Source organism: Verrucomicrobiota bacterium, from assembly GCA_034440155.1.
In the GTDB taxonomy this organism is placed as follows: domain Bacteria; phylum Verrucomicrobiota; class Verrucomicrobiia; order JAWXBN01; family JAWXBN01; genus JAWXBN01.
The window spans coordinates 1-25,719 of record JAWXBN010000059.1; the positions used below are offsets into that span (position 1 = coordinate 1).

Annotated in this window: 26 protein-coding genes; 11 read left to right on the forward strand and 15 right to left on the reverse strand. The window is 49.4% G+C overall.

Going from position 1 to position 25,719, the window contains the following annotated elements; all coding sequences use genetic code 11:
• Window positions 1-41: 41 nt before the first annotated feature.
• Both SGI98_06135 and SGI98_06140 read right to left on the reverse strand, forming a co-directional pair.
• Window positions 42-1,370, reverse strand: coding sequence for a hypothetical protein (locus SGI98_06135; GenBank protein MDZ4742981.1), 1,329 nt, complete (start codon window positions 1,368-1,370; stop codon window positions 42-44).
• Between the two features lie 113 nt (window positions 1,371-1,483).
• Window positions 1,484-2,023, reverse strand: coding sequence for an FUSC family protein (locus tag SGI98_06140; GenBank protein ID MDZ4742982.1), 540 nt, complete (start codon window positions 2,021-2,023; stop codon window positions 1,484-1,486).
• A gap of 170 nt (window positions 2,024-2,193) precedes the next feature.
• Here SGI98_06140 and SGI98_06145 point away from each other — a divergent pair, with 170 nt between their 5' ends.
• The 5 genes from SGI98_06145 to SGI98_06165 all read left to right on the forward strand — a co-directional run bounded on the left by SGI98_06145 (window position 2,194) and on the right by SGI98_06165 (window position 7,709).
• Window positions 2,194-3,573 (forward strand): MBL fold metallo-hydrolase, encoded by a 1,380-nt coding sequence (locus SGI98_06145; GenBank protein ID MDZ4742983.1) that lies wholly within the window; start codon window positions 2,194-2,196, stop codon window positions 3,571-3,573.
• Between the two features lie 207 nt (window positions 3,574-3,780).
• The gene (asnB, locus tag SGI98_06150; GenBank protein ID MDZ4742984.1) at window positions 3,781-5,709 is read left to right on the forward strand and encodes an asparagine synthase (glutamine-hydrolyzing); all 1,929 of its coding nucleotides are present in this window, start codon (window positions 3,781-3,783) and stop codon (window positions 5,707-5,709) included.
• Window positions 5,710-5,757: 48 nt separating this feature from the next.
• Complete coding sequence (locus SGI98_06155) at window positions 5,758-6,552, forward strand: cyclic nucleotide-binding domain-containing protein (protein ID MDZ4742985.1); 795 nt, start codon at window positions 5,758-5,760, stop codon at window positions 6,550-6,552.
• Between the two features lie 108 nt (window positions 6,553-6,660).
• Window positions 6,661-7,146 (forward strand): hypothetical protein, encoded by a 486-nt coding sequence (locus tag SGI98_06160; protein ID MDZ4742986.1) that lies wholly within the window; start codon window positions 6,661-6,663, stop codon window positions 7,144-7,146.
• A gap of 74 nt (window positions 7,147-7,220) precedes the next feature.
• Window positions 7,221-7,709, forward strand: a complete 489-nt coding sequence (locus SGI98_06165) for a hypothetical protein (GenBank protein ID MDZ4742987.1) — start codon at window positions 7,221-7,223, stop codon at window positions 7,707-7,709.
• A 168-nt stretch (window positions 7,710-7,877) separates the two neighbouring features.
• On the opposite strand, the gene SGI98_06170 is transcribed toward SGI98_06165, so the two are convergent.
• The 6 genes from SGI98_06170 to SGI98_06195 all read right to left on the reverse strand — a co-directional run bounded on the left by SGI98_06170 (window position 7,878) and on the right by SGI98_06195 (window position 12,712).
• Window positions 7,878-9,038 (reverse strand): family 10 glycosylhydrolase, encoded by a 1,161-nt coding sequence (locus tag SGI98_06170; GenBank protein ID MDZ4742988.1) that lies wholly within the window; start codon window positions 9,036-9,038, stop codon window positions 7,878-7,880.
• Between the two features lie 250 nt (window positions 9,039-9,288).
• A complete protein-coding gene (sucD, locus tag SGI98_06175) occupies window positions 9,289-10,161 on the reverse strand; it encodes a succinate--CoA ligase subunit alpha (protein MDZ4742989.1) in 873 nt (290 codons plus the stop codon).
• 1 nt (window position 10,162) lies between these two features.
• A complete protein-coding gene (gene sucC / locus SGI98_06180; GenBank protein ID MDZ4742990.1) occupies window positions 10,163-11,350 on the reverse strand; it encodes an ADP-forming succinate--CoA ligase subunit beta in 1,188 nt (395 codons plus the stop codon).
• A gap of 329 nt (window positions 11,351-11,679) precedes the next feature.
• Window positions 11,680-11,808, reverse strand: coding sequence for an HAD-IA family hydrolase (locus SGI98_06185; protein ID MDZ4742991.1), 129 nt, complete (start codon window positions 11,806-11,808; stop codon window positions 11,680-11,682).
• Window positions 11,809-11,924: 116 nt separating this feature from the next.
• Window positions 11,925-12,125, reverse strand: coding sequence for a hypothetical protein (locus SGI98_06190; GenBank protein ID MDZ4742992.1), 201 nt, complete (start codon window positions 12,123-12,125; stop codon window positions 11,925-11,927).
• A gap of 92 nt (window positions 12,126-12,217) precedes the next feature.
• The gene (locus tag SGI98_06195) at window positions 12,218-12,712 is read right to left on the reverse strand and encodes a hypothetical protein (protein MDZ4742993.1); all 495 of its coding nucleotides are present in this window, start codon (window positions 12,710-12,712) and stop codon (window positions 12,218-12,220) included.
• A 338-nt stretch (window positions 12,713-13,050) separates the two neighbouring features.
• On the opposite strand from SGI98_06195, the gene msrA reads away from it, so the two are divergent.
• On the forward strand, window positions 13,051-13,569 hold the full coding sequence (gene msrA / locus SGI98_06200; GenBank protein MDZ4742994.1) for a peptide-methionine (S)-S-oxide reductase MsrA: 519 nt from the start codon (window positions 13,051-13,053) through the stop codon (window positions 13,567-13,569).
• On the opposite strand, the gene mscL is transcribed toward msrA, so the two are convergent.
• The 4 genes from mscL to SGI98_06220 form a co-directional block, all read right to left on the reverse strand.
• Window positions 13,566-13,937, reverse strand: a complete 372-nt coding sequence (mscL, locus tag SGI98_06205; GenBank protein MDZ4742995.1) for a large-conductance mechanosensitive channel protein MscL — start codon at window positions 13,935-13,937, stop codon at window positions 13,566-13,568. The two genes, msrA and mscL, sit on opposite strands and share 4 nt — an antisense overlap.
• Window positions 13,938-14,000: 63 nt before the next feature.
• On the reverse strand, window positions 14,001-14,630 hold the full coding sequence (locus SGI98_06210) for a hypothetical protein (GenBank protein MDZ4742996.1): 630 nt from the start codon (window positions 14,628-14,630) through the stop codon (window positions 14,001-14,003).
• A gap of 8 nt (window positions 14,631-14,638) precedes the next feature.
• Window positions 14,639-16,891 (reverse strand): copper-translocating P-type ATPase, encoded by a 2,253-nt coding sequence (locus SGI98_06215; protein ID MDZ4742997.1) that lies wholly within the window; start codon window positions 16,889-16,891, stop codon window positions 14,639-14,641.
• 64 nt (window positions 16,892-16,955) lie between these two features.
• Window positions 16,956-17,813 carry a rhomboid family intramembrane serine protease gene (locus tag SGI98_06220; protein MDZ4742998.1) on the reverse strand — a complete coding sequence of 286 codons (858 nt, stop codon included), beginning with the start codon at window positions 17,811-17,813 and terminating at the stop codon, window positions 16,956-16,958.
• Between the two features lie 69 nt (window positions 17,814-17,882).
• On the opposite strand from SGI98_06220, the gene SGI98_06225 reads away from it, so the two are divergent.
• Window positions 17,883-18,437 (forward strand): hypothetical protein, encoded by a 555-nt coding sequence (locus tag SGI98_06225; GenBank protein MDZ4742999.1) that lies wholly within the window; start codon window positions 17,883-17,885, stop codon window positions 18,435-18,437.
• 7 nt (window positions 18,438-18,444) lie between these two features.
• Here SGI98_06225 and SGI98_06230 read toward each other — a convergent pair whose 3' ends face one another.
• Window positions 18,445-18,855 (reverse strand): hypothetical protein, encoded by a 411-nt coding sequence (locus SGI98_06230; GenBank protein ID MDZ4743000.1) that lies wholly within the window; start codon window positions 18,853-18,855, stop codon window positions 18,445-18,447.
• On the reverse strand, window positions 18,852-19,757 hold the full coding sequence (locus tag SGI98_06235; protein ID MDZ4743001.1) for a YihY/virulence factor BrkB family protein: 906 nt from the start codon (window positions 19,755-19,757) through the stop codon (window positions 18,852-18,854). The genes SGI98_06230 and SGI98_06235 overlap by 4 nt, the downstream gene beginning before the upstream one ends.
• A 1,108-nt stretch (window positions 19,758-20,865) precedes the next feature.
• On the opposite strand from SGI98_06235, the gene SGI98_06240 reads away from it, so the two are divergent.
• Window positions 20,866-23,541: a hypothetical protein gene (locus tag SGI98_06240; protein ID MDZ4743002.1), complete on the forward strand. Its 2,676-nt coding sequence runs from the start codon at window positions 20,866-20,868 to the stop codon at window positions 23,539-23,541.
• Here the strand turns inward: SGI98_06240 and SGI98_06245 are convergent.
• On the reverse strand, window positions 23,528-23,764 hold the full coding sequence (locus tag SGI98_06245) for a hypothetical protein (GenBank protein ID MDZ4743003.1): 237 nt from the start codon (window positions 23,762-23,764) through the stop codon (window positions 23,528-23,530). The two genes, SGI98_06240 and SGI98_06245, sit on opposite strands and share 14 nt — an antisense overlap.
• A gap of 229 nt (window positions 23,765-23,993) precedes the next feature.
• Between SGI98_06245 and SGI98_06250 the strand changes: the two genes are divergently transcribed.
• The 3 genes from SGI98_06250 to SGI98_06260 all read left to right on the forward strand — a co-directional run.
• Window positions 23,994-24,332, forward strand: coding sequence for a hypothetical protein (locus SGI98_06250; protein MDZ4743004.1), 339 nt, complete (start codon window positions 23,994-23,996; stop codon window positions 24,330-24,332).
• A 121-nt stretch (window positions 24,333-24,453) separates the two neighbouring features.
• Window positions 24,454-25,020 (forward strand): shikimate kinase, encoded by a 567-nt coding sequence (locus tag SGI98_06255; protein MDZ4743005.1) that lies wholly within the window; start codon window positions 24,454-24,456, stop codon window positions 25,018-25,020.
• Window positions 25,017-25,719: hypothetical protein (locus SGI98_06260; protein ID MDZ4743006.1), on the forward strand; the 703-nt coding region annotated here is incomplete at its 3' end. The genes SGI98_06255 and SGI98_06260, both read left to right, overlap by 4 nt.

Consider the following 25,719-nt stretch of genomic DNA (forward strand, 5'->3'; position numbering starts at 1 on the left):
ATCAAAATCTTCACCTATTGATAGCTAAAGGTGATCTCCCCTTATTGATAAAACTTCCGGAGGGTTTCTTCTTCCTCGGGGCGGTATTGATAACGCCAGACGGCTTCCCCGCCATCACCAGTTGAGCCGATCGCTCCGGCCGATTGATTTTGGAGGGCTTGGTTTTTATCGATCTTGTGTTCACCCGTGCTGACGCCGAGGGAATCACCGAGAGCCGCATTACGCATATCGTCATTGGTGAGATTTTCGGATTGATTAATGTCCACCTGTGATTTTTCTTCCCCCAGTGTCAATGGAGCATCGCCACGGCCGCGATTGACTCCCCCTTGACCGGGTTGATCACCATTCCCATCTTTCCCACGCCCATTGCCTTGCCCTTTACTGGCTTCGGCATCATATTGGAGTTCAGCTGATTGACCTTTATTTCCGAGGATTGATTTTGTTTTGGATTGCGCGCTTTTCAGGGCCTGTTGGAGTTGCTTCATTTTTTCCGGGGAAATTTGTTTTGCGGATGATGGATCCATTTTTGAAAGTTTATCCGCTAACTCCTTATTCAGAGGCATATTACCCATCTTGAGCCCGTCGAGGGATTGGTTCAGGGCCGAGGAGAGTTCCTCCATTTGGGTTTGGTTGAGGTGGTCTTTATTATCGGACAATGTGCCAAGGGCATCTTGTGCACTCTGCAGGTTGCGTTCGAGCGAACTCATCGACTGGTCCATGCGGTTACGTAAATTGTCCCCGGCCTCCAAGCTGTTGTGGGAATACCAGTCGCGGGGGTCTTGTTTTTTGAGTTGTTCAAGTTGCGACTCGAATTGCTGTAAAGCCTCGGGCTGAACGACTTGCGCTTCCTTGAGTTCATCCAGCCATTCATCCACCTGTGCCCAGGACGCTGGAGGAGTCGTGGGGGCTGGCACTGGGCTAAAAGCCTGGCCTACAGGAATCCACGCCGCTAAAAATGGGAGGGCCAGCGAGACGACCAACGTGGTAGAGATCAGCCGGACATTCCAGCGGAATGACTTTTTCACCTTGGACAATGGGGCGGGCCATTTCCCCACTCCCGCGAGGGCACTACTTAAGCGGTTGTAAAGGTGATTGGCTTCATCGAGGTGAATCAAGGCGCTTTGCTCATGGATATATTTTTGCCGGGTCCGCCAGTAACCCCAGACACCCATGACCAAAAGAGCCAGTCCTAATCCCCACCACAAATGAGGAAGGTCCATGGCATAACGGCGTTTGACCACTAGCAGTATCGATAGGGCACAACAGATAAAAAAATTCCCCACAAGGAATGTTTGGAGCCACCACGCAAAATTGTGTTCCGCCGCAAATTGTTTTGCTTTTCCCCGCCAGTATTTTTCGGATTCACTCATATCTGGGATGCGTCATCCTAAATGCAAAATACTTTTTCTGAAAGCAATTTTCTCATACCCAGAGCATGAAAAAGCAGGATGACCCCGCTCGGGGGAATGGAAAGAGGGGGGTCTTAACCCGATTTTTTAGGCGGCGGCCAGATTTTGGACATTATCCATGAAATCGTTAGTCCCATGATACATCCCAGCATGACTTCACCGACGCGGCGTAAACCCAGCTCAAGACCGGTTAATTTCGAATGGCGTTCGAGCTCGGAAGCAATGACCAAGGCAGCTGTAATCGGGGCTTGTCTCCACATGGTCGTGATTTTTACCACGTAGGTCGAAAGCAAAACCGTGATCATCAAAGCCAGTGGCATTTTCCAGGCATTTTCACCGCCTATCATTAAAAAGATGAGTCCGATCGAACACCCCACCGAGGCATTAATAATCCTCGCCCAGAATGATTTGATCGCCGTTTCCACGGTCGGGTCACTGGCCGCTATCATCGAGCTGATCGCCCAAATGGGATTCAGGCCGGCATAAGTTTTCAGGATGATCGAAAGAATAACCGTGGCAATCCCCACATTGACCGCAAAATGCACGCCTAACCAATCATTCTTTTGCCATAATGACGTATACCATCGATTGATTTTTTCTCGGGATGAATTCATAGATTCGGGGCGTTTTAGTTTCCCCCGCACTATCAGCAAGAGTTTCCTCGATGGCAATTCGAAAATAGACCTTCTTAGGACCTTGTACGGAATCCCGAATTTGCCCGTGCGGGGATGGTCGAAAATTATTCCTATCGTCACGGGGATGGAAATGACTTAAAGGTATTCCTATGAGAATTACTCTTTTGGGGGCGGCTGGCGGCGATGTGACCGGTTCAGCTTACTTAATCGAAACCAGCCAAGCGCGTGTGTTACTGGACTTCGGCATTTTCCAAGGACGCGGGGCTTACGAGAAAAATATCCTTCCGCAGCAACTTGCTCCTGGTCAACTCGATGCGGTGATCCTCACCCATGCGCACCTTGATCATACGGGGAGGTTGCCCCTATTAGCAAAGGCGGGATATTCGGGAAAAATCTTTTGCACCCCGGCCACGATCGAAATGGCTGCACTTGTCCTCAAAGACTCCGCTAAGGTGCAAGCCCAGGATATCCAGAGGCTCAACCGTAAACGTGAACGTGCCGGCGAGGACCGGCTCGATCCGCTGTATTCAGCTCAAGACGTTCAAAACACACTGACTCTCTTCCGTCCGCTGGAGTATAAGAGCCCGCAGCAAATCGCCCCGGGTATCGTCGTGCGCATGCGTGAGGCGGGACACATGCTCGGGAGTGCGAGTATCGAGGTCCGGGCTGACGGGAAAACAGTCGTTTTTTCCGGTGATCTCGGGCCTCGCGGTGCGGCCATCCTCCAGGATCCCGATCCCTTTGAATGTGCCGACTTGGTCTTTCTTGAAAGTACTTATGGTGACAGGAACCATAAACCTTTACGCGAAACCCTGGCCGAATTCGAGGCTATATTGAATGAGGTCATCGAACGCAAAGGCAAAATCATGGTTCCTTCCTTCGCCATCGGACGTACCCAACAAATCCTTTACTATCTGGGGGAATTTTTCCTTAACGGAAAGATCAAACCTTTCCCGGTCTATATCGATAGCCCCATGGCGATTCAAGCCACGTCCATTTACCAAAAACATCCCGAGCTCTTCGACGAGGAATCAAAACAATTTGCGGGTGAAGGCGCGATGGATGAGCTCCTCCGCCACGTCCATATGAGCGAAACTCCGGATGATTCCCGAGGGATTAACTTTATTGATGGTCCTTGCCTGATCATGGCCGGGGCCGGCATGTGTAATGCGGGGCGCATTTTGCACCACCTGAAAAACAACCTTTGGAAACGGGAAAACGCCGTCGTGATCGTCGGTTACCAAGCGGAAGGTTCACTCGGCCGCCAGCTCGTCGATGGCCATAAATATGTGAATATCTTTGGTGAACGGATCTCGGTACAGGCTTCGGTTCACACCCTCGGCGGATTCAGTGCCCATGCCGGACAGGGTGAATTACTCGACTGGTTCGCCCATACTCTGCCGTGTAAACCCCGCGTCGCCCTCACCCACGGTGAAGACAAGGCTCGGAAGGCATTGGACGCGCAAATTGCGGAGAAATTCTCCCTCTCGGCCATCCTCCCTAATGAGGGACAAACTCTGGAAGTCTGAGGTTTTTCCATCATTCTGATGACTCGATTGTCCAAGCATATTATTTGATAATGGCCCATCCGGGAGTGTCTTTCGGTGAGTTTACGATAGAAATCCCCAAAGTCGGCTCTGATCTCGTACGCGCGTGGCCACAGGGATTTTTTTAACGGGCATTCTTTTTCTTCCTCGCCACGGGGAAAGGAACGTTCTAGCTTTGCGCCATTCATTATGTGTGGAATCGCCGGTGCATTTACCTTTGCCTCAGACTTTGATGACAGGTCGCTCAAAGCGATGTCGGATGCGATTATTTATCGCGGTCCGGACTCGTGCGGCGAATGGTTCGACCGTCCCAATGGCATTTGGCTGGCCCACCGGCGGCTTTCGATTATCGATCTATCCCCAGCCGGTCATCAGCCGATGATTTCGCAGGATGGCCGCTTCGTCCTTACATTTAACGGTGAGATTTATAATTATCTGGAACTGCGCAAATTGCTCACTGAACGTGGTGTGGTGTTTAAAGGTCATAGTGACACCGAGGTGATCTTGGAAGGTTTCGCCCGGCTGGGACTGCGCGAGACACTCGACAAAATCAGCGGCATGTTCGCCATCGGACTTTGGGACCGTGGAGACAAATCGCTGCGGCTCCTGCGCGACCGCGCGGGGATGAAACCCCTTTATTATTGGAAAGACGGCGACGACATTTATTTTGCCTCCGAGCTGAAATCACTTGTGGCCCTGCCATTTTTCCCGCGCAAAATGCGCGTCGAGTCGCTGGACACTTTTTTCCGTTACGGCTACGTCGCCGCACCCTGGACGATTTATCAGGATGTTTATGAGCTGCGCCCCGGCCAATGGATGGAGTTTTCCGCGCGAGGCCAGAGCCAGGAAATTTATTGGTCCGCCGAAGAGCAATTTGCCCGAGCCCGGCAACCCGGGGCGGTTATCTCGGATGAAGCCACAGCATTACAGGAGCTCGAATATTACTTGGGCCGCGCTGTGGATGAGCACATGATCTCAGATGTCCCGGCAGGGGCCTTTTTATCCGGCGGGATCGACTCATCGTTGATCGTCGCCCTAGCGCAAAAAAAAGCCACCAAGGCCGTAAAAACTTTCTCGATCGGGTTCGAAGAAGCCCTTTATGACGAGAGCAAGCACGCCGAGAAAGTGGCGCAGCATCTCGGGACGGATCATGTCACGGAAGTTTGCACCGCTGGCCAGGCTCTGGATATTATTCCCCGGTTGGCAGACATGTATGACCAGCCATTCTGGGATTCATCATCCATCCCGACTTTCCTCGTGTCGCAAATTGCGCGTAAACACGTCACTGTCTCCCTGAGCGGGGATGCGGGGGATGAACTTTTTGGGGGGTATAACCGTTATTTCTGGTCGATGCAAATTGCGCGGATGCAGGATATATCCGGGCCACTCATGCCACTAGCAGGCAAATTACTCAAAACCATCCCCGAAGCCGGAATCAATGCCCTCCAGAAAATGCTCCTGCCTATCCTGCGCGGCCAATTTTCGCGGCCTGAGCTCGGCCGCCGCCTGCATAAGATCGCCGAGATCATGGCGGAGCCCCCGCTTGCCCAATTCCAGTCCCACCTGAGCGTTTGTCCCCGGGCTGCCCACCCGCTTAAAGAGAATATTTTTGCCGAACTCAGCCTCTCCTCCACCACCCAGGACCAAGGGATGTCACGGCTCATGATGCTGCATGATTTTTGTTATTACCTGCCTTACGATATTTTGACCAAGGTCGACCGCGCTTCCATGGCTGTCTCGCTGGAGTCCCGGATTCCTTTCCTCGATCATCGATTGGTGGAATGGAGTTTCCGCCTCGATGAACGCTTACTCATGCGTCCGGGCCGGGGCAAATTGCTCCTGCGCAAATTGCTCTATCAATATGTGCCGGAATCCTTGATTGAACGCCCAAAAATGGGGTTTGGTGTCCCCATCCATGAATGGTTCCGCGGTCCCTTGAAGGAAAATTTTGTCGACGTGTTCGAATCGACGAAGTCAGGGTGTGGCAACATCATTAATCATGATTTGATCCGTAAGATCTTTGACGAGCACCAGTCCGGCCAAAAACAGTGGGGCCACCAGTTATGGGCATATTACGTCTTTTTCCAATGGGTAGAGAGGTGGAAGCCAATTTTTTAGAGAAATTTCTGGCAGTATTTCCGTTTTTCTGCGTAGATTCTCGACTCTATGGGGGCAACAATCCGAGTAGCAGAAAGACGCGATGCCGAACCGATCAGAGACATCTTTTATGAGGTCTATGGTGGGAATTCGCCGTTTGGTAGTTTTTTCTCTTATAACTGCCTGATTCTCGTCGCTGAGGATGAAGGTCGAGTAGTCGCCGCAATATCGGTGGTATTGAGTGAGCTCAGCCCGCTGCGACCTGCATACGAAGGTGCTTGGCTTGCTGTCACGCATGACCGCACGGACCAGGATATCACCGAGCTCCACCACCAGTTCAAGGAATTAGCCTTGATGTTCGAGCTTCCCGAGCCCGATGAGACATCCCGCCGGGTCGATAAAGTCTTCTCCGACCTCCGCATGGAGATGGCCATTATCAAGCTCCTCAAAGACTTGGCCATTTTCCACGGCCTCTCCGATGTCGAGATCAAGCATCTCTCGAAACTCTTCAAACAAAAACTTTTCCGCAAAGACGAGTCCGTTTTCGAAGCCGGGAGCACAGGGGACGAGCTCTACGTCATCATGCGCGGTAAAATCGGTGTTTATATCACCAAAGACGAGGCCCGCACAAAAATCGCCACACTCCAGGCCGGGGATACTTTCGGGGAAATTGCTTTCTTGAACCAGCTCCCTCGCACGGCCACCACCACCGCTGAGGATAATAGTATCCTTTTAATCATCCAGCGCTTACATTTTGACCGCATTATCGGGACTGAACCCCACCTCGGCATGATCGTCTTTCGTAACCTCGCCCTCGATCTCTCCCGCAAGCTCATGAATGTGAATGAATCATTGAAACAGTAGTCCGGGGAATTCTACTCCTATCGGGGGAGTTATTACTACAACTGGCTTTCTATTGGGGTAAAGAGAATGGGGTTTGTATTTACGATGGGTTTGTGCTTATAGTATCTGATGCGCATGACCATTTTTATCCTTTTTCTGTTTGTTACTGCATTGGTGACGGAGGATTTACCGCAGCCTGCTGCTCCCGCACCCGCTGCGCCTGCCACTGATACACCCGCCCCACTGACGGATTCATCAAAAGCACCAGGAGCCCCCTCAAAGGAGTTTGAATACAGCCGAGATGAGCGGATGATTAATGAAGACGGGACGGAAAAAGTCATCTGGCGCGAAACCGACGAGCAACGGGCCGACCCCTACGATCCTTATAAACGTTTTAATGGTGACTCTGCCAAAAGCCAAAAAACCCGCGAAAAACAAGTACATCAAGCTTTTCCTGAAGCACGTAAGGAAGAAGCCGAGAAAAAGGCCGCGCGTGCCGCAAGACCTGAAGAAGTAAAACAACGCGAACGTGAACTTTTGAATAAACAACCGGTCCTCCAAGATAAAATCAATCCGACAATCAAAGAGCGCGGATCGATCCCTAAACGTTTTTAAGTATCCCGTTTTGATCTATTGAGACTCGTTTTCAATTTGACTTTCACTCATCCCCCACTGAAGATTGTATCCTGATGAAAGGCGACCGGTTCGACATATTCTATGCAAAGATCGAATTCACCGATCTTTTCCGCCAACGAGTTTATGAGGAGGGGAAGAGTCTTGCTGATTCGATTTTTTGTCTGAAATCGGAATTCCTCAATTATAATATTCTGCTGGTAGATCAAAATTCCCGTTATCCACTCACGGTTTTTCTCAGGCCCGATCTGGAGGCCCGTATGAAAAGGAAAGTCAAGGACTGCTGTGATAAGGCTTGTAACATTTGTATCCTAGGTTGTGCCGACACTCCTTCGGTCGGATTCCTCATCAAGGAACGAGTCAAATCCTATTTCAAAAAAGACAGCCATTTACGGGGGCTCTATCAGGATGAAATCCCCGATACCCTTCATCATCTCAATCTGGAAAGTTTTATCCTCGAAGAAAAGGAGCTAAACATGCTCCTAGCTGGTAGCGGTTTTGAGCAATTTGCACAAGCCAGTGAAAGTCGATTCATCGTTGCCTGAGCCACACCGGCCGTAATTATTTAAGAAGGTCAAAATTCCTTCAACAAAAAGAAAACGACAGTCGGGTTATCGAGACGGTTTAATACACGACCAGAATCCCCCAGGTCACAAGATTCAAGCTTTTGGGCGAGCGGGGGCAATCCCAGATTGTATCGAGATATCGCTCCTTTACTTAAATTGATTACGGAGCTGGGGGGAGATTCCTTTGTAATTATCATCGAGGACTTTAATATTCCAGAAGATCATGCCATTGGGGTTGGGGCCGTTGCTGATTTTGCGGGTCCATTCGACTTGGCGGATGATCTCGGAGGGAGCCCAATTGTGGGGTTTATTCAGGCGGTCCGCAGCGATTCCCGGATAGATGGGGATGCCCCGAGGATTCACCTCCGGGTCGCGCCACCATTTCAGGAGGGCGGAAAAACTCTGGGGGGAATTATCCGCCCAGTAAAGTTGGGGAGCCAGATAATCGACCCAGCCTTCACGGATCCATTTCACCGGGTCGGAGTAAATATCATTATACTGGTCGAGTTCGACTTTAACCGTGTTTGGGAATCCTTTTGTGTATATCCCGAAAGGGCTGACGCCAAATTTTACACCCGGCTTTGTGGCTTTGATCGCTTGGTAAGTTTTTGAGATGAGTTTATTCACATTATCCCGACGCCAATCGGCAAATGTCAGGGAGCCACCACCATTTTTATAATCGTTATAAGTGCCTTTATCCGGATAAGATATGTTCTTTTTACCGACACTGGGATAAGGATAAAAATAATCATCATAATGAATACCATCGAGGTCGTAACGGCTCACAAGGTCCGTGACGACTTTGATAATATGGTTACGAACAGCCTCACTGCCCGGATCCATCCAGATGACATTCTTGTCGCGGTAGGCATAACGGCTGAATTTTTTCGACATATGGTTTGCTGTGCGCTCACCACTTGCATTGGTCGCGGCGCGGTAGGGATTTAGCCATGCATGAACCTCAATATTCCTTTTCTTGGCTTCAGTAATGAGGAATTCCAGCGGGTCATAACCGGGGTGACGGCCTTGGGTTCCTGTCAGGAAACGGCTCCAGGGTTCGATATTGGATTCGTAGAGGGCATCCCCTTCAGGCCTCACTTGGAAGAATACGGCATTAATCCCCAGTTTCTGGGCGGTCTCGAGATATTGGATTAATAGCATTTGTTGTCCGGCTACAGATCTGCTTCCTTCCTTCGGGAAATTAATATTCCAGGCACTGCTGATCCACACGCCACGGAATTCTTTTGATTGAGAGGGAAGGGACAAAACCGCCCCGAGCAAAAGGATAATGATGAGAATTTTTTTCATATTCAGTAGCGGCGAAGTTTCACCGATTCTTCGTATCCGTCAAGCAACAGTTAATGCCTAATGCCTGGCCCCGCAAAATTTCATTGGCCACAGAAGAAAAAGAGACAAGCCGGAACTCGTCAAAAATCCTTATTTGTGACCTCAATGTCCCCGCGATCATTGGTGCTGGGGGCTCTAAACTCACAGGATTATACCGTACCCTTTGTATGGGAAGGGAATAACCATGGGAGCCGAAGCTCCCACTAAGGGATTATTTCAAAAGGGAAATGAGAGTGCTGCCGATTTCAGCAGGTGTCGGGGCCACTTTGATGCCCGCGGCCTCAAGGGCGGCGATTTTATCTTTTGCCGCACCTTTTCCACCGGAAACGATCGCTCCCGCGTGTCCCATACGGCGTCCGGGAGGAGCCGTCACGCCGGCAATGAATCCTGCCACCGGTTTTTTCACGTGGGCTTTGATATATTCAGCGGCTTCTTCTTCCCCCGTGCCCCCGATTTCACCGATCAAAATGATGGCTTCGGTGCCGGGATCATGATTAAAGAGTTCGACAGATTCCTTATGCGAAAGGCCTTTGATCGGGTCTCCCCCGATACCGATACACGTTGATTGACCGTAACCTTGGGCGGTTAATTGCCAAACTGCCTCATAAGTCAGGGTTCCACTACGGGAAATGATTCCGACATTACCGGGTTTGTGAATATAACCGGGCATGATCCCGATTTTACATTGGCCGGGAGTGATGATTCCCGGGCAATTTGGCCCGATTAAAATGCTCTTTTTGCCTTTTAAGATATTTTTGGCCCGCATCATGTCTTGGACAGGAATTCCTTCCGTGATACACACGATGAGTTCGATTCCTGCATCAGCGGCCTCGAGGATCGCGTCAGCGGCAAAGGGAGCCGGGACAAAAATCATGGTGGCATTTGCCCCGGTTTCTTTCCGCGCCTCATAAACGGTGTCAAAAACAGGCACCTTTCCTTCGAAAGTCTCTCCACCACGGCCGGGAGTGACCCCTGCTACGAGATTTGTGCCGTATTCCATGCATGATTTCGCGTGGAATCCACCTGCTTTACCGGTGATTCCCTGGACCAATAACCTGGTATTTTTATCGACGAGTACGCTCATATTATTTCACTCCTGCTGCTTCGACCGCTTTCTTGGCCGCGTCACCGAGATCGTCGGCGGCAATAATCGGTAAATTAGATTCTTTAAGAAGTTTTTTGCCCAGTTCGACATTTGTTCCTTCGAGACGGACAATCAGTGGCACCGGCAAGCTGACTGCTTTGACAGCATTAATGATGCCTTGAGCGATGATATCACATTTCATGATTCCACCGAAAATATTGACCAGAATGGCTTTGACTTTCGGATCGGCGATCAGGATTTTGAAGGCTTCGGTCACCTGTTGTTCATTGGCGCCACCCCCCACATCCAGGAAATTTGCCGGTGTACCGCCATAATATTTAATGATATCCATCGTCGCCATAGCCAGTCCGGCGCCATTGACCAGACATGCGATATTCCCGTCGAGACCGATGTAGTTTAGGCCATATTTTGAGGCCTCGACATCACGGGGATCCTCTTCATCAATATCCCGGTATGCCATGATGTCTTCATGGCGAAACAGGGCGTTATCATCAAAACCAAATTTCGCATCGAGGGCCAACACGTCGTCTTCGAGGGTTTGCACGAGGGGATTGACCTCCACCATCATACAATCGCATTTGATAAAAAGTTTGTAGAGCGCTTCAAAAAGGCGGCAGGCTAAGCGGGAAGATTCACCGGAAAATCCGAGCTGTTTTGCGAGTTTGCGGCATTGGTGGGGGAGGAGTCCTGCGAGGGGATCGATTGTTTGGCGGATGATCAGTTCCGGGGTCGTCTCTGCGACGTGCTCGATATCCATGCCCCCTTGGGTACTGGCTACGATCATCGGACTGGCGGTGGCTGTATCGATCAAAATCGCAAAATAAATCTCACGCTGGATTTTACAGGCTTGCGCGATGAGCACCTTGCGGACTAAACGGCCTTCTTCACCGGTTTGGATGGTTACCAGTGTCTGGCCGAGCATTTTGGCGGCGAGTTCACCAGCTTCCTTCGGGGTCTTGCTGAGATGGACCCCTCCTTTGAACCCGTTTTTAAATGTTCCTTTTCCGCGGCCTCCGGCATGAATTTGCGCCTTCACGACCGTGGTGGGCGAATTCAATTCCTTGGCGATTTTTTCCGCATCATGCGCGGTGAGGGCCACCTGGCCTTTTGGCGTCTTGACTCCAAATTTTTCGAAAAGCTCTTTTGCTTGGTATTCATGAATATTCATATCGTGGAAATCCTAAATAAAGAAGATTAGAATTCCAAAAATGGCTAGTGCGCTAAAAAAAGCAAATGCAAATAAAATAAAATTTTCAACATAGAAGACAAAGGATGATTATACACACGCAAGCAATGGAAGACACGAAACACCTATCGGACCTATGGCCTGGTCAAAACCGGAAAAAAATTGTGCGGTTCAAAATATGACTTGAAGAAAATCACCCGGTAAATGATCCATATCAGGGGCTGTCCAAGAGGCACCTACAGACCGGAGTACAGCAGGTAGATAGGTTGTGGTAATACCAACCCCGAGGATGAGCCCGCCGCTTTGGCTGCTTAAATGCGACTGATCGCATCCTCAAAGACAATACAATCCATATTGGTTAATCCCATTCGCGTCGCGGCTTTCGTAAAGATTTCAGGATCAGGTTTTTTCTTTTTGGTTTGTGAACCAGTCACAATCACATCGAAAGTCGCGGGGGGTGATGCCGATCTGGATCAAATTACCTTGCATTTTGATGTCATCGGCACTGGTGGCCACAGCGAGTTTGAGCCCGTGAGCACAGCATCTCGCGATAAAATCAATGACACCAAGGCTGTGAGAGCAATTTGCCCTGAATCAACTCCAGGTAAATCGCATAAGTTTTAGCTTTGTCGCGAACGATATTGATAGGCACCCCGTATTTTTCCGCCACCCCACCGATAAATCGGTTTTCGCCCGTTCCCACAAAAGGAATAAAGTCACGGTGTTCAGCGCTGACTCCGTAGTTGCGTGCGAACATCTGAGTAGCCGCCTCTTAGATAAACCATTCTGAATCGCAGAGGACACCGTCCATGTCAAAAATAATTCCTTTAATCATCATCGAAAAACAGCTCAGTTTGCATATAGCATGAAAAAACCACCATCCATGGAAAGTAGTTGGAGGAATTTATGCCCCTTTTTCATGAGTTGGGCACCGGTCAGTGGATTGTCCCTGATGCCATTATTCCACTCTACCATGGGATAAAGTTTAGTTGTTTGATCGAGCGGATCGTAGGCTTGTCGGTAGGGATCCACCAAATAAACGGTAATATCACGGTATTTAGGTTCGACTTTTATCTGAGGATCACGGGTAAAGACGGATAGGAATGTCCCGGTCGACCATACTAGGCATTTAAATTCATAACCCTGATTAAACAGTTCGATCCCTGTCATGGGTTGATCTTGTTTGCCTTTATTCCAGTCTGCCAATGAATAAAGTTTAGTTGTTTCGTCCAAGGGATCATTAGCCTGACGACGAGGATCAATTAAGAAAACCGCGATCTCCAGAGCATTAGCACTCAGGCTTAACGGTAAAATTAATGATCCTAAAAATAAAACGCTTAACATGTAACAAACTTTTCTTGCGGGAAATAGATTTATCATACTACCTTTGGTGGGTTATCTCTAGCTTAAGCCCAAATCCTAAGGAAGGCGAATGGAATAATAACCCAGAAACCGTCCCGTTATTGTTAAAGAAGGCTAATTTTCCCTTAAACTGTCCGAGATATTAGGAGGTTTGCCGAACTTTTTGGCATTTTGTTTGTTGAATAATCATGAAACGGAAGCAATTTGTCTGCGTGAGTAGGCTTTTAAAATCTTTGGCTCTGATGACCGCTTTGACCATGGTCGGATTTCTGATGAATCAAAGCCTTCTGGCACAAGATAAAAAGGAGAATACAAAAACTATGGACAAGCAAAATCAAAAAATCATTTTAGGCGGGGGTTGTTTCTGGTGTGTCGAGGCTGTTTACCAGCGCATCCCCGGAGTCGTCAAGGTCCGTAGTGGATATGCCGGGGGCACGGTGCCAAATCCATCATACGAACAGATTTGCACAGGCAAAACCGGCCATGCCGAGGTCATCGAGATCGAATACGATCCGGCTAAGGTCACCTTGGATTCCATTTTGGATATTTTCTGGGAAGCGCATAATCCTACCACCCTCAACCGTCAGGGCGCGGATACTGGCACACAATACCGTTCCACCATCATGTACACTGTCGATGAACAAAAACAAATAGCAGAGAAATCAAAGGCCGTCGCACAAAAAGGGTTATCCGATAATATTGTGACGGAAATCGTTCCTCTTCAGACGTTTTATGTGGCAGAGGATTATCATCAGGATTATTATAACCAGAATAAATCCGCCGGATACTGCCGCATGGTTATCAAACCCAAGCTCGACAAACTTAAACTCAAAGATTAAGCGGCTGATTTTTCCGGAGCGATCGGGCCATTGCCACGCAGGGTCATGACTTTATTCATCATTTTGATCACGATAAAAACGGTCAGGGCGATAATCAGGAATTCGATCACGGTATTAATGAACATCCCGTAACGGATAGCCACGGCAGGGATAGCGACTCCGGCGGCGTCGGTTGTAGCTTCTTTTAGGACATATTGGAGATTTTTGAAATCTACTCCGCCGATCAAGTAACCCAAAGGGGGCATGATCAGATCAGAGACAATCGAATTAACGATTTTATTAAACGCCGCCCCGATAATCACACCCACAGCCATATCAATGGCGTTACCTTTGACTGCAAACTCTTTAAACTCCTGAATAAATCCCATGATAAAAATCTCCTGTTAAGCGGAGGATGTTAATACAAGGACGAATTATCTCAATTCTGATTTTCAGTCTTTCTTGGGTATTTTCCACAAGGGTTTTGCCGTATTCTCCGCTAACGAGATAATGGTCCAGATCGATGTGTCGCCTTGGACCACGCGCAAGATCATGTCCGCATCACCTAGCCCATTGAGGGTGATTCTTTTCTTGTCCGGGACTGTCTCGATGGTCTTTTGATCGGTTAAATAATAAGAAATAGTTCCATCATAATATACTTCATAACCCTTAAAAAATCTGCGCAGGCCACCGTAGCTGATAGTTCCTTTCCAGTTCATGGGATATACGGGAGGGATGATTTTTTGCAGACGTTTTTCCGACTCTTCTGCGCCCCCTTTTTTCTCGAAAACAATCTTGTCCCCGGCCTTCACATACCAGCTTTGCCGGAAGAAAAACCCTGCATCTTTTGTCTCGGGGGCATAGAGGATTTTTGCTGCTGCTTGTTTACGTTTATCGCGGGAGCTCCCCACATTGCTCAAGGAATTAAATCCCTGTTCCCGCCAGAAAGCATCCTTGATCGTGACCACAGCGAAATTCAGCCGGTGAGATGCCTTGTCGGCTCCCTGCTTTTTCCCGCACCCCGTGAGGACTATAAAAAAGCTCAGTAATAAACAGGTGATACAAAGGGCAATTTGCTTCATGGGTGTATTTATTTTAACCCCTTTTTTCTAAAACGGATGACATTAGAAATCAAGCACACGTCGCTGAGGCTCATGGCTAAGGCCGCAATCATCGGAGAGAGGAGAATGCCGAAGAAGGGGTAGAGAACACCTGCGGCGATGGGGATACCGGCCACATTATAGAAAAAGGCGAAAAAAAGATTCTCCTTGATATTGCGCATGGTTCTTTCGCTGAGTTTACGGGCTTTATGAATCCCCGCTAGGTCCCCTTTGAGCAGGGTGACATGGGCGCTCTGGATCGCCGCATCGGTGCCGCTGCCCATGGCTATACCGACATTAGCCTGTGCGAGTGCAGGGGCATCATTGATTCCGTCCCCGGCCATGGCCACGATGAGTCCTTGGGCTTGGAGTTCACGGATCTTTGCGGCTTTCCCGTCGGGCATGACCCCGGCGAAATATTCTTTTATCCCGGCTTGTCCGGCGGCGGTCCGTGCGACGGATGCGCGGTCACCGGTCATCATAATGACACGGACTCCTGAGTCATGCAGGGCGCTCACCGCGTCACGGGCGTTTGGTTTCAAGGGGTCTTCGAGTTCGACGACACCGGCTAATTTCCCCCCTTCCGAGACATAAATCAATGTCGAGGAGGATTCCTGATTGATCTTTTGGGCTTCAGCCCCGACCGCAATCTGGAGTTCCTCCATGAATGCTAAGGTGCCTGCCGCCGCCGTTTTTTTACCGACTGTCCCCTTGATCCCGCGTCCGGTTGTTGCGGAGACGTCCACCGCTTTTTCTAGGGTCAGGTTTTTGAGGCGGGCCTCATCGATTATTGCACGGGCTAGGGGATGTTCACTCTGAGCCTCCAGGCTCGCGGCGATTTCCAGAATAGTCGCACTGGAAAATCCGTTGAATCCGGTCACGGATTTAACCGCGGGTTTCCCAGCAGTCAATGTCCCGGTTTTATCCACGACGACCACATCGACCTTGCTGAGTGCCTGGATCGCCTCGGCATTCCGGAAGAGTACCCCGTTTTTCGCCCCGAGCCCGGTGCCTACTACAATCGACAGGGGTGTGGCCAGTCCCAACGCGCAAGGGCAGGCGATGAGCAGGACGGCGACGGCATTGATTAAACCGAAAGTAAAGGAGGGTGCAGGCCCGACCCACCACCAGATAAGGAATGTGGCCAGCGCAATCACCAGTACGATGGGGACAAAAATAGCGGCGATTTTATCGACAAGCTGCTGGACCGGCACCCGGCTGGTCTGCGCTTTGGAAACCATCGTGACGATTTGCGCGAGCATGGTGTGCGCACCGGTTCTTTCGATGGAGACAAGGAGACTGCCATTACCATTGACTGTCGCGCCCGTCACCGGATCACCCGGCTTTTTATCCACGGGCATGGATTCACCGGTGAGCATGGACTCATCCAGGGTGGAAGCTCCTTCGATCACGCGCCCGTCGGCGGGGATTTTTCCCCCGGGGCGGATACGCACGTGATCCCCGGCTTTTAATGATGATGCGGAGACTTCCCTTTCACTGCCGTCACCTGATACGAGGGTCGCCACCGGGGGGGCAAGGTCGAGGAGTTCCTTGATGGCATTACCGGTTTTTTTGCGGGTTCTTTCCTCAAGGACTTGCCCGAGAAGGATCAGGACAATGATCTCAGCGGCGGCTTCAAAATACAGATGGGGAAATCCATTTTCTTGGATGATCGATGCGGGAAATATCCCCGGGAATAAAAGCCCGGCCACACTGTACCCGAAGGCTGCGAGCGAACCCAGGCTAATCAGGGAGAACATATTTAAGCGCATGGTCAGGAATGATTGGACTCCTTTACTCAAAAGTGGCCAGCCTCCCCAGAAAACGACGATCGTGGCGATGAGCCCGCTCATCCAAGGCATCGCGGTGTCGGGGATCCATCCGATCAGGCTGTGTCCACCGGGGATCATGTGCAGCATTTCATAGAGAAAAAGAGGGAGCGTCAGGATAGCGGCTATCACCACGCGCTGGAGCAATTTGTCCCCGCCATCGTCACTACAACAGCCTCCGGGCTCTCCCCCATCTCCGTGGTCAGCGGTGGGGAAACCCTCGACTCGTTCCAAGGCCATACCACATTTGGGACAGTCCCCGGGTGAATCGGAGATGACCTCCGGGTGCATCGGGCAAGTGTACTGTCCGGACTGCGGACCTTGTGCAATTTGCGTGGACGCTACGGGTTTTTGATCATGGGAGCAGCCGTCGTGTCCGGGCTCGCCAGATTTGTCATGAGGTAGTCTATCCATAGGGATTATTTTTACACACCGCCCGGGGGATTTGCACTCACAGATTCTGGAGGGGGGGGGGAAACTATTTCCCCAGTTTGCGGCTGGCTTTGTCCAGGATGCGGCGTTCATCGGCAGAGAGGCTTTGCATGCCGTGTTTGGAGATTTTATCGAGGATGGGGTCGACCTCGTGACTGATGAAATGATCCTTGGATGTGCTTGTCTCGGCCTCCACCGATCCTTCGCCCTGCCGATTATATATTTCCCGTGTGGCAGCGGCTTTTGTCACAAGCGTCCCGAGATTACGGTTAATAAATGAAGAGACTGTTTCCGCATTTAACCACTTGATATAGAGGAGGCCGGCAAGCATGCCGCTCAAGGGTAGAAGCTGGAGCAGGGATTGGCTAACGACAAGGAACCATAAGGAAATGGCTGCGGCAATCATGGCCCAGTATTTGGCCCGGATCCCAAAGAGGAATTCAACATTCGGGTAGAGAGCGACAAATGCCATAAAAATAGCAGACGTAGCACAAGTGGACCCTAGGGCAATTAAACCTGATTGTTGAAAGAGAAGTGTCCCGGCTAGGAAAAAAACCGCACCGGCAAAAATGCCGCTGGCATAAATCCCGTACAGGTGGGTACGTCCCACGTGCTGCTCAAGGGAGGGGGCAAAGAGCCAAATCATCAGCAGGCTCAAGATTAAATTAATGGGGTTCTGGTATATAAAGGAAAAGCTCAGGGGTTGCCATAATCTTAACTGCATGAGTCCGTTGATGGAGAGCCCAAGGAAATCAGTAACAGTCTGATAACGCAAAAGGAGAAAGATAGAGATGAGTAAAAATGAGGCTAGATTAATAATAATGAGGTGGAATGCCCCGGAGTGTCGTACGGAATCCCAACCATAGGGATGAGGCGAATAGGATGAACCTGACCAAGACGACATGGGCTTAAATTAACTTGGCTTCCGGTAAAATCAAACTTTTAATCGTAACAACATTTAATCTCGGGGCCTATGTCATCAAGCTATTTTCATCATTTTGATTGTGAGGTGTTACCTGCACCTCAAACAAGCCTTGTCCATGGTGCACTCCTGAAGTTTGGACTCATCCGCAACGATGCCTTTTACTTGGCTGCCTTAGGGCTGGCGCATAAGCTCCTTAAAGAAGGGAGGGCCGGACGATCCTTACTCTTGCTTGACCGGGCTATGTCAGTGAAATTAAAGGATCCGCTCCGACCGTGGCCTGTCCCTTATGCGGCCGTCGCATTTATCCTGAATGCCGCAACCGCAAAAGAAATCGGGGGCAATCCCAGGGTTCATTACGAGCACCTGGCCACGCGACTTGAGGGTGAGGCAAACAAATTGCGCGTCTGGCGTGCTTGGGCGTGCTGGTGGATGGTGCGCAAATTGCGCCCGGATTTCCCCGCAGATCCAAAGCAACTTGTTCCCGAACCGCTGCCAGCGCAAATTGCGGAAGGATTAAGGCGGCAGGGGAGTGAAGACGAGTTGAGGCTGTGGCAAAAAGTGGTGGATGGCATCGAGGAGGCGGCCGGATCGCAGGTTCTCTAGGCGGAGTTTATGGTGCTTGTATTTCCGGTTTCCTCGGGCGGGCTTTGATTCTGGTCAGGCGGAAAAGGAAAAAGAGGGTAAAGATCGATCCGGCACTCAGGATCCATCCCCAGACAGATAACCCCAGTTTTTCATGGTCTCCCTGGCTGTAGCGGATGAGGTACATAAATCCCCTCATAAAATAAGCAAACATGGCCAAAATGATGGTGTAAATGGATAGGGTAAAGCCCCATTCCTTGTCCTGTTTGATGGATATTGCCCAGATGATGACGACGACTCCAAATACAAAAGTGGAATAGGAAGAGTCCCCCTGTCCTGCAGGCAGGGTAAAAAAAGAAACTGCCCCACAGAAAAAAAGGAATAGGGCGTAACCGATCAAGGTCGCCGGAATAAAGGGATGATGGTGGGGATGACTCATGTGGTCAATGGTGACAGGGGTTTCTCTGACGGGGGAATCTTTGAGAGCGAGCCAAACGTGATGGCGTAGGCCCGTGAGATCTCGGCACCGAAGAGGAAAATCATCGTGGCCAGATAGACCCAGATAAAGATAAAGACAATCGAACTGGTCGTGCTGTAGAGGGTCGCGACAAAACTATGGCTGAGATATTGGCCAATGAGGGACTTCGAGGCGGTAAATATCAGCGAGGCAGTCAATGTCCCCGGCAGGAGATCCATGGGATGCATTTTTGCCGCCGGAAGAAACCGCATAAAAAGGTAGAAGATGATCGTGGCGACGACAAAGGTAATGATTTCATTCCATACCATCCAGAAGGGATAGTTATAAGGGGAGGTGGTCTCAATAAATGCCAAGGCGGTGGAGACAAATGTGCTCAAAAGGAGGAATACGGGAAGCACCAAGCCGATGCCGATCACCATAAAAAGGCCGAGGAGATGCCCTTTAAGATAACGGTAGAACTCGATCCGGAACGATTCCGTCCGGATTTCCCAAATGCGGTTGAGGGCATAACGCAACTCAGCAAATACCTGGGTGGACGACCAGAAGATAACCCCGACGGCGATCCAAATTTCAAGCTTAGGCTTATCCCCGACGATAAATCTTTGATCGAGGATATTCTGCACCATCAGTGCGGCGCGGCTCCCGACATAATCCGTGATGACCCGGATCACCTCGCTACTGGCCAGATCCCTCCCGACAAAAACACTGGCGATCCGTGCACCGATGAGCATGAGCGGGATAATGGAAAAAATCGCATAAAATGCGATTGCGGCCGCTTCCCTCTGGGTATTATGTTGCATCCAACCTTTGATTGAAAGGCCTACGACTTGGGCAGAGTTGCGGAGGATGTTTCGGGGATTCATTCCAGTCGTGGACTTTAGCTGTATTGGCGACTCTTGCAATCTTTGATATTTGGATAGGGGCGTTCATCCCCAGAATCGTGTGCTGCCTGGAGAGGCTACACAAATAAGATGTGATGGGTGACGTGGATGGGGCCAAGACGGGCAAAAAGTCCAACGGGGGTGATGCCGGACAAGTATTTATCGTTGCTTAGAGTGGATGAACTCTATTTTTCATATTAATAAGGCCACCAAAGATGACTTATGGCAGAACTGTGATTCCAAGAATAACGCCAAGGGTAATGGGCAAGCGGGGAAGAAATATATTTTTCTGGATGGAGGGGGAAGGAGGAGTTTAACCACAGATTAACGCCGATGAGCACAGATTTTTTAAAAGGGGAGATTTTATCACTAATGGCACGAAGGATGCGGCGGAGGGGGTTTTTTTCCGATTGGAGGGACATGCTTCCGCATGTCCGAGACCACGGGACCAAGTCAGGAATTTGTCCGTGAAACCCCCGGGCATGCAGAAGCCTGCACCTCCAGTTACGAGGAGCAAATTGCTCTGACCTAGGGATCGCATTTGAGGGGGTTAAAAAGGGGGCACGAAGGAGGCGGATTTTTTTTCTGGATGGAGGGACATGCTTCCGCATGTCCGAGACCACGGGACCAAGTCAGGAATTTGTCCGTGAAACCCCCGGGCATGCAGAAGCCTGCACCTCCAGTTGCGAGGAGCGATTTTCACCAAAAAGGGAGAGAGTTTCAGGGTGACGTCCGACATACGGCAACCGAGCCGGTCGCCCTACAGGAAAAGCAAATTGTTCTCTGCACTTTGAAATGGCGCTCTGTGTGTAGGGCAAGCTAACAATGGACGGATTAACCGTTTTTTTGGAGACGAGATTCCCCCGTGAAATGAATATATCAGGTGTAAAGATTTTAGTTAATGCAAAACATTGATATTTCGGTAATTTAATTTACTTATAAGTATATTTATATCAACACTTTATAGAGTCTATTATTTATAATGCATTAAATAAAGTTTTTCCTTTTAAATAAAAGATTTGATGGTAATAACTACCTCACTGGGATTTCATTGAGCGATCAGAAATTTACCGCAACAAGTGTATATATTATGAGTTCGATAAAATTCTTATTTCGACTAATGCCCATATTAATGGTTTGCAGTTATTCTTTTTCCCAGACATGGGATGGTGGCGGGGCAGATAATCAATGGGGAACGGCTACAAACTGGGTAGCGGATACGGTACCATCCAGTAGCAGCTCCACCGACATTAGCTTTGACGGAACGACTCAATTAACCAATAACGTCAATACTGCTTGGACGTTGAGAGGTTTGGTATTTTCGAATGGTGCTGGCGCATTTGTCATTACGAATAGCACATTGACTCTACACGGTGGGATCACAAACTTTTCGCCGAGCACCCAAACGATCAACAATAATATTAGTATGGGAGCAGCGCAAAACTGGTTCGTCAGCAATGGCTCGATCGCTTATGCCGGTGTAATGAGTGGTGGATCTGCCTATAACCAATCAGGTACTGGAACGGTCTTTTTCTTGGGAGCAAATACCTATACAGGAGTAACGACTGTCAGTAATGGAACGCTTGTAGTATCCGGTAATGGCCGGATTAATCATATAGGGCAAAATATGAACCTACTGAATAATGGCACATTAATCGTTTCAAATGGTGGAGCAGTGACGAATAATGTCACCACTGTCGGTGAGGGAGCGGGTACTGGAGGAAACCTCTTGATTCTCAGTGGGAATACAGTCACCAATCGACTGGGGGATTGGCTGGATGTCGGGAGAAGTGGGGCAAATAGTAATACCGTAATGATTAGCAACGGCGCCACACTCAGTGTCGCCCAAGGAATACGAATAGGTGAATTGGGCACGGACAATGGCAGCTCAAATAGCGTTACTGTCTCAGGCGCTCAAATGTATCTGGGCAACTCCATTACCGTGGCTCGTGGTGGGACCAATAATAATCTCTCAATTTTGGCGGGTAGCACCCTGATCATGAATAATGAACTGAAGATTGCAGAACTTTCCGGCGGGAGAAGCAATAGTCTGACTGTCATGGATTCTTCCATGCAGCTGACCAATGGGAGTCTCTATGTGGGAGACCAAGGATCACTGAATACCGCATTTATATCAAATTCGACTCTCAATATAAAAGCTCATCTCTATGCAGGTAATAATGCGGCAGCGAATTCCAATACCCTCATCATCGTTGATAGCCAAGTGACAAATGGTGGTGATTATTATATAGGCGGTAATGGTGCGGATAATAACTCCGCTTATATCACAAATTCTACACTTCACTTCAATTCTAGTCTCTCGGTTGGAAATTCGACTGCCGCGAATAGCAATCTCTTGGTTGTGGTAGGTTCCACTATCCTTTCGACAAATACCGCTTTCCTTATGGTCGGTGAAAATGCTCAGCAGACGGGAAATAAAGCCGTATTCAATAACAGTACGCTGAGTATGACCAATAACGGCCAGATACGCATCGGCATGGTTGCCGACTCAGACGGAAATTCAGCCGTATTCAACGCCTCAACAGTAAACTTGGGCGGTGATGTTTACGTCGGTAACGGCGGACCGAATAATAGTCTGACACTGAATCAATCTACTCTCACTTCTACAAATGCTGCCAGTAGAAATCTAATCGTCGGTGGAGGCTTAGGGGCAAATGGTAACACATTGATCCTGTCCAATGGCAGCTACGCCAACTTTAGCGGGGACTTGCTTGTGGCAAATGCAACTGGCTCCCAAGGGAATAAGGTCGTGATGAGTGGATCCACGGGCCTATTCAATAATGTAAAAATCGGGACGGGACATTATTCTGATCTATATGTCACAAATGGAGCTTATTTAAAGGTGACCAACACACTGGATTTGGGTGTCACACCGACGATAGGTGGAAATAATCTCTACTTGTCTGGAAGCGGGTCAACAGTTGAGGCTAATACAGTTCTTACGGACAATTCATCACCTATCCACCATCATGGTGGCACGCTAACCGTCGGTGTGGGTGGGATGAGTTATTTGGCTAATGCAGGGATTTATAACCTCGGAGATGGCGTTCAGACCGCGACATTAAATCTCGCCGCCGGTTCATCAAATAATATCAGCTTTTTGAGGGTGACAAACAATGGTACTTTAAATAGGGGAATAGGCTCTAAGCATCAGGGGAACCTAGATGTTTATAGTGGAGGTACTTTTAACTTTAACGGTGCCGTCACTAACGGTGGTAATGTGAATTTTGCCAGCGGCTCAACCATTGATACTTTGCAGAGTAGCGACCTTTTCCGGGTCCAGGGAAATTTTATTAATCATACGACATTTAACATTCAAACTCCGGGAGGATCCAGTACCCCATCATTTGCAGGGATAGAAATAGCAGGAGTGGGTACTACTTTCACGAATAATGGCACGATTAACTTTGATTTCACTACTGCGATGGGTGGAGGGGCGGGAACATTTTCAGCCCCCTATCATTTTGGGGTTAAGGGGACTGAAAACATTTTTTCAAATTACTTTTCAGGTACTCAAGGGGGCCAAGGGGCTTGGGCGGTGAATTTTACTTTTAATAACTGGGGTGGAGCTACTGACGGTACTGCAGGAGCTGCTGGACGTTATGTCACGTATTATTATTCAGCGGGATATTATTATCTCGCAGTCATCCCTGAGCCAGGGACCTATGCATTGCTTTTTGTGACAGGGATATTGGCCCTTTGTATCGGATTAAGAAATCGTGTCATCAAATCTAAAAACGAATAGCGGTGAGGCTGGCATGACACTTAGTTTCATAGTGTGTCATGCTGGGATTTAAGATGTTTTTTCCAGCAAATTGCTCCAGATAGGCAAGCAGGACCGCTCGCCCTAGAGAATTCGTTTGGCCCATCCCGCGTCCATCATCCTTCGTGGTGCAAATCGCACTGGAGACACCAGTGCCTTGGGCGTCTCGCCCACGATCTGTGAGCTCCATGGGCAAGATGCCCATGGCACTATTTTTCCGACATAAATGAAAAACCTAAATGAGCACTGAACCTAAAAATAGTCGTAGTGATCCGGCTGAGATTTGAGCTATTTTTACAGGCCATTTTCCTCCAGTCAATCAGCTCATTCTGGCCCTTCCTCAGTCAGCCCATCAGGATAAATTCACATGACTGTCAAGAGAACGACACGTGTATGCCATTTGCCCGTGCTTATCTGTGATCATGGAAACAAACATGAGAATATCCATTACCCCCCGCGCGCTACCGGTTGGAACCCTTGTCCTACTGAAGGCCGTTTACCAACATTGGGTGCCAGGATCCATAGGCCTTTGTTTTGATCTGACCGAGTTCCTCGGTAAAGCCGGGATATTTGTGATTTTCGAGGACGGGGACTGCGCATTATTCAATGTCTTTAATATTCCCGCCTACTTTGAAGTGATCGGTTTTAGTACCGCACATTGTTTTTACCGGCACCAGAATTACCGCCAGTTAAAACGCGATTTTGAACAAGGTTATTTCTCAAGCGCTTTTGTCCTCGGACGTTCCTTGACCAGAATCCAAGATGCCGCTTGATGCTTTCGGTCAATTTTTCAGTAATGGGATGATGATCATTTAAACAGTCCGAGACTTTTTGGTGGCAGTTCTGTCTTTTCTGCTTCGCATGTGGGCGGGGTTTGGTTAGATTCAGTGGCTAGTGAAAAATATTGTCCTCATAGGATTCATGGGTTCGGGCAAATCGACGATCGGTCGGCGTTTGGCGCAAAGGCTTGGTTGGGATTGTATTGACACAGATCACTTGATAGAAGCCCGTGAGGGGAGATCAATCGCTGAAATCTTTTCTCAGTCGGGGGAAGACCATTTCCGCAAGTTAGAAGCGGAAATGATCAAAGAGGTCTTGGGATACACCAAAGCCGTGATCTCTACCGGGGGAGGTGCGATTCTGAATCCCGAAAATTTGCAGGAGCTCTTGACCCGTGCCCATGTGATTTGCCTTTGGCTGAGCCCGGAGGAAGCCTATGAACGCACCCGTCACCATTCCCACCGCCCTCTTTTGCAGGCGCCCGATCCCCTAGCGAGAATCACAGAGATATTAGAAGAACGTGAACCCCTTTATAAACAGGCCCATTACCTTGTGAATACTGTGGGACGGAGTATTTTGGAAATTACCGACTCCATCATCCGTTATGTGGATCGGCAGGAACCCGACTTTGGTCACGGGCGTGATACGCATCCCCCGGGGGCAAGCGGGAGCGGGTTATGAGGGCCGATCCCGTTGTAGACCCCCTGCACGAGTTGGTCGCCGAGATTGTTACTCTCCCGAGCGCGCCATACCATGAATATGCCGTGATGGCATGGTTAGAGGTTTGGGCGCTCCATTTACGCGGGAGCACGGCGCGTGTGACCCTCAAGAAAGATCGTTATGGCAATTTGCTCGTGCGCTATCGTCATCCTCTAGCGAAGCAGCCTGTGGCATTTGCCGCTCACACCGATCACCCTGGTTTTGAAATCAAGGAATGGAAATCGGACCGGATTTTGCGTGCAGAATTCCTCGGTGGTGTTGCTAAAGAATATTTCGTGAAAAAATCTGTCCCGGTGGATCTATTTTCCAAGGACGGTAAAAACCTCGCCACGGCGCAAATTGTGCGGGTAATTGACTGGAAAAAGAAGCTTATTGAACTCCAGATCACCTCAAAAAAACAATTTGTGAGGGAACAGCTCGCCTTTGGAATGTGGAAATTAAAGGGATTTGTCCGGCGGGGTAACTTACTGCATTGCCGCGTTTGTGATGATCTGATGGGGGTTGTGGCCATTTGCGCGGCATTTGGGCAAATCGTACAGGAGTCAGCCATTGCTGATGTGACGGCTGTTTTTTCCCGAGCTGAGGAGGTAGGTTTTGTGGGGGCGATGGCTGTTGCCCGGGGGAAATTACTCCCCGCTCATTGCAAAGTCATTTCGATAG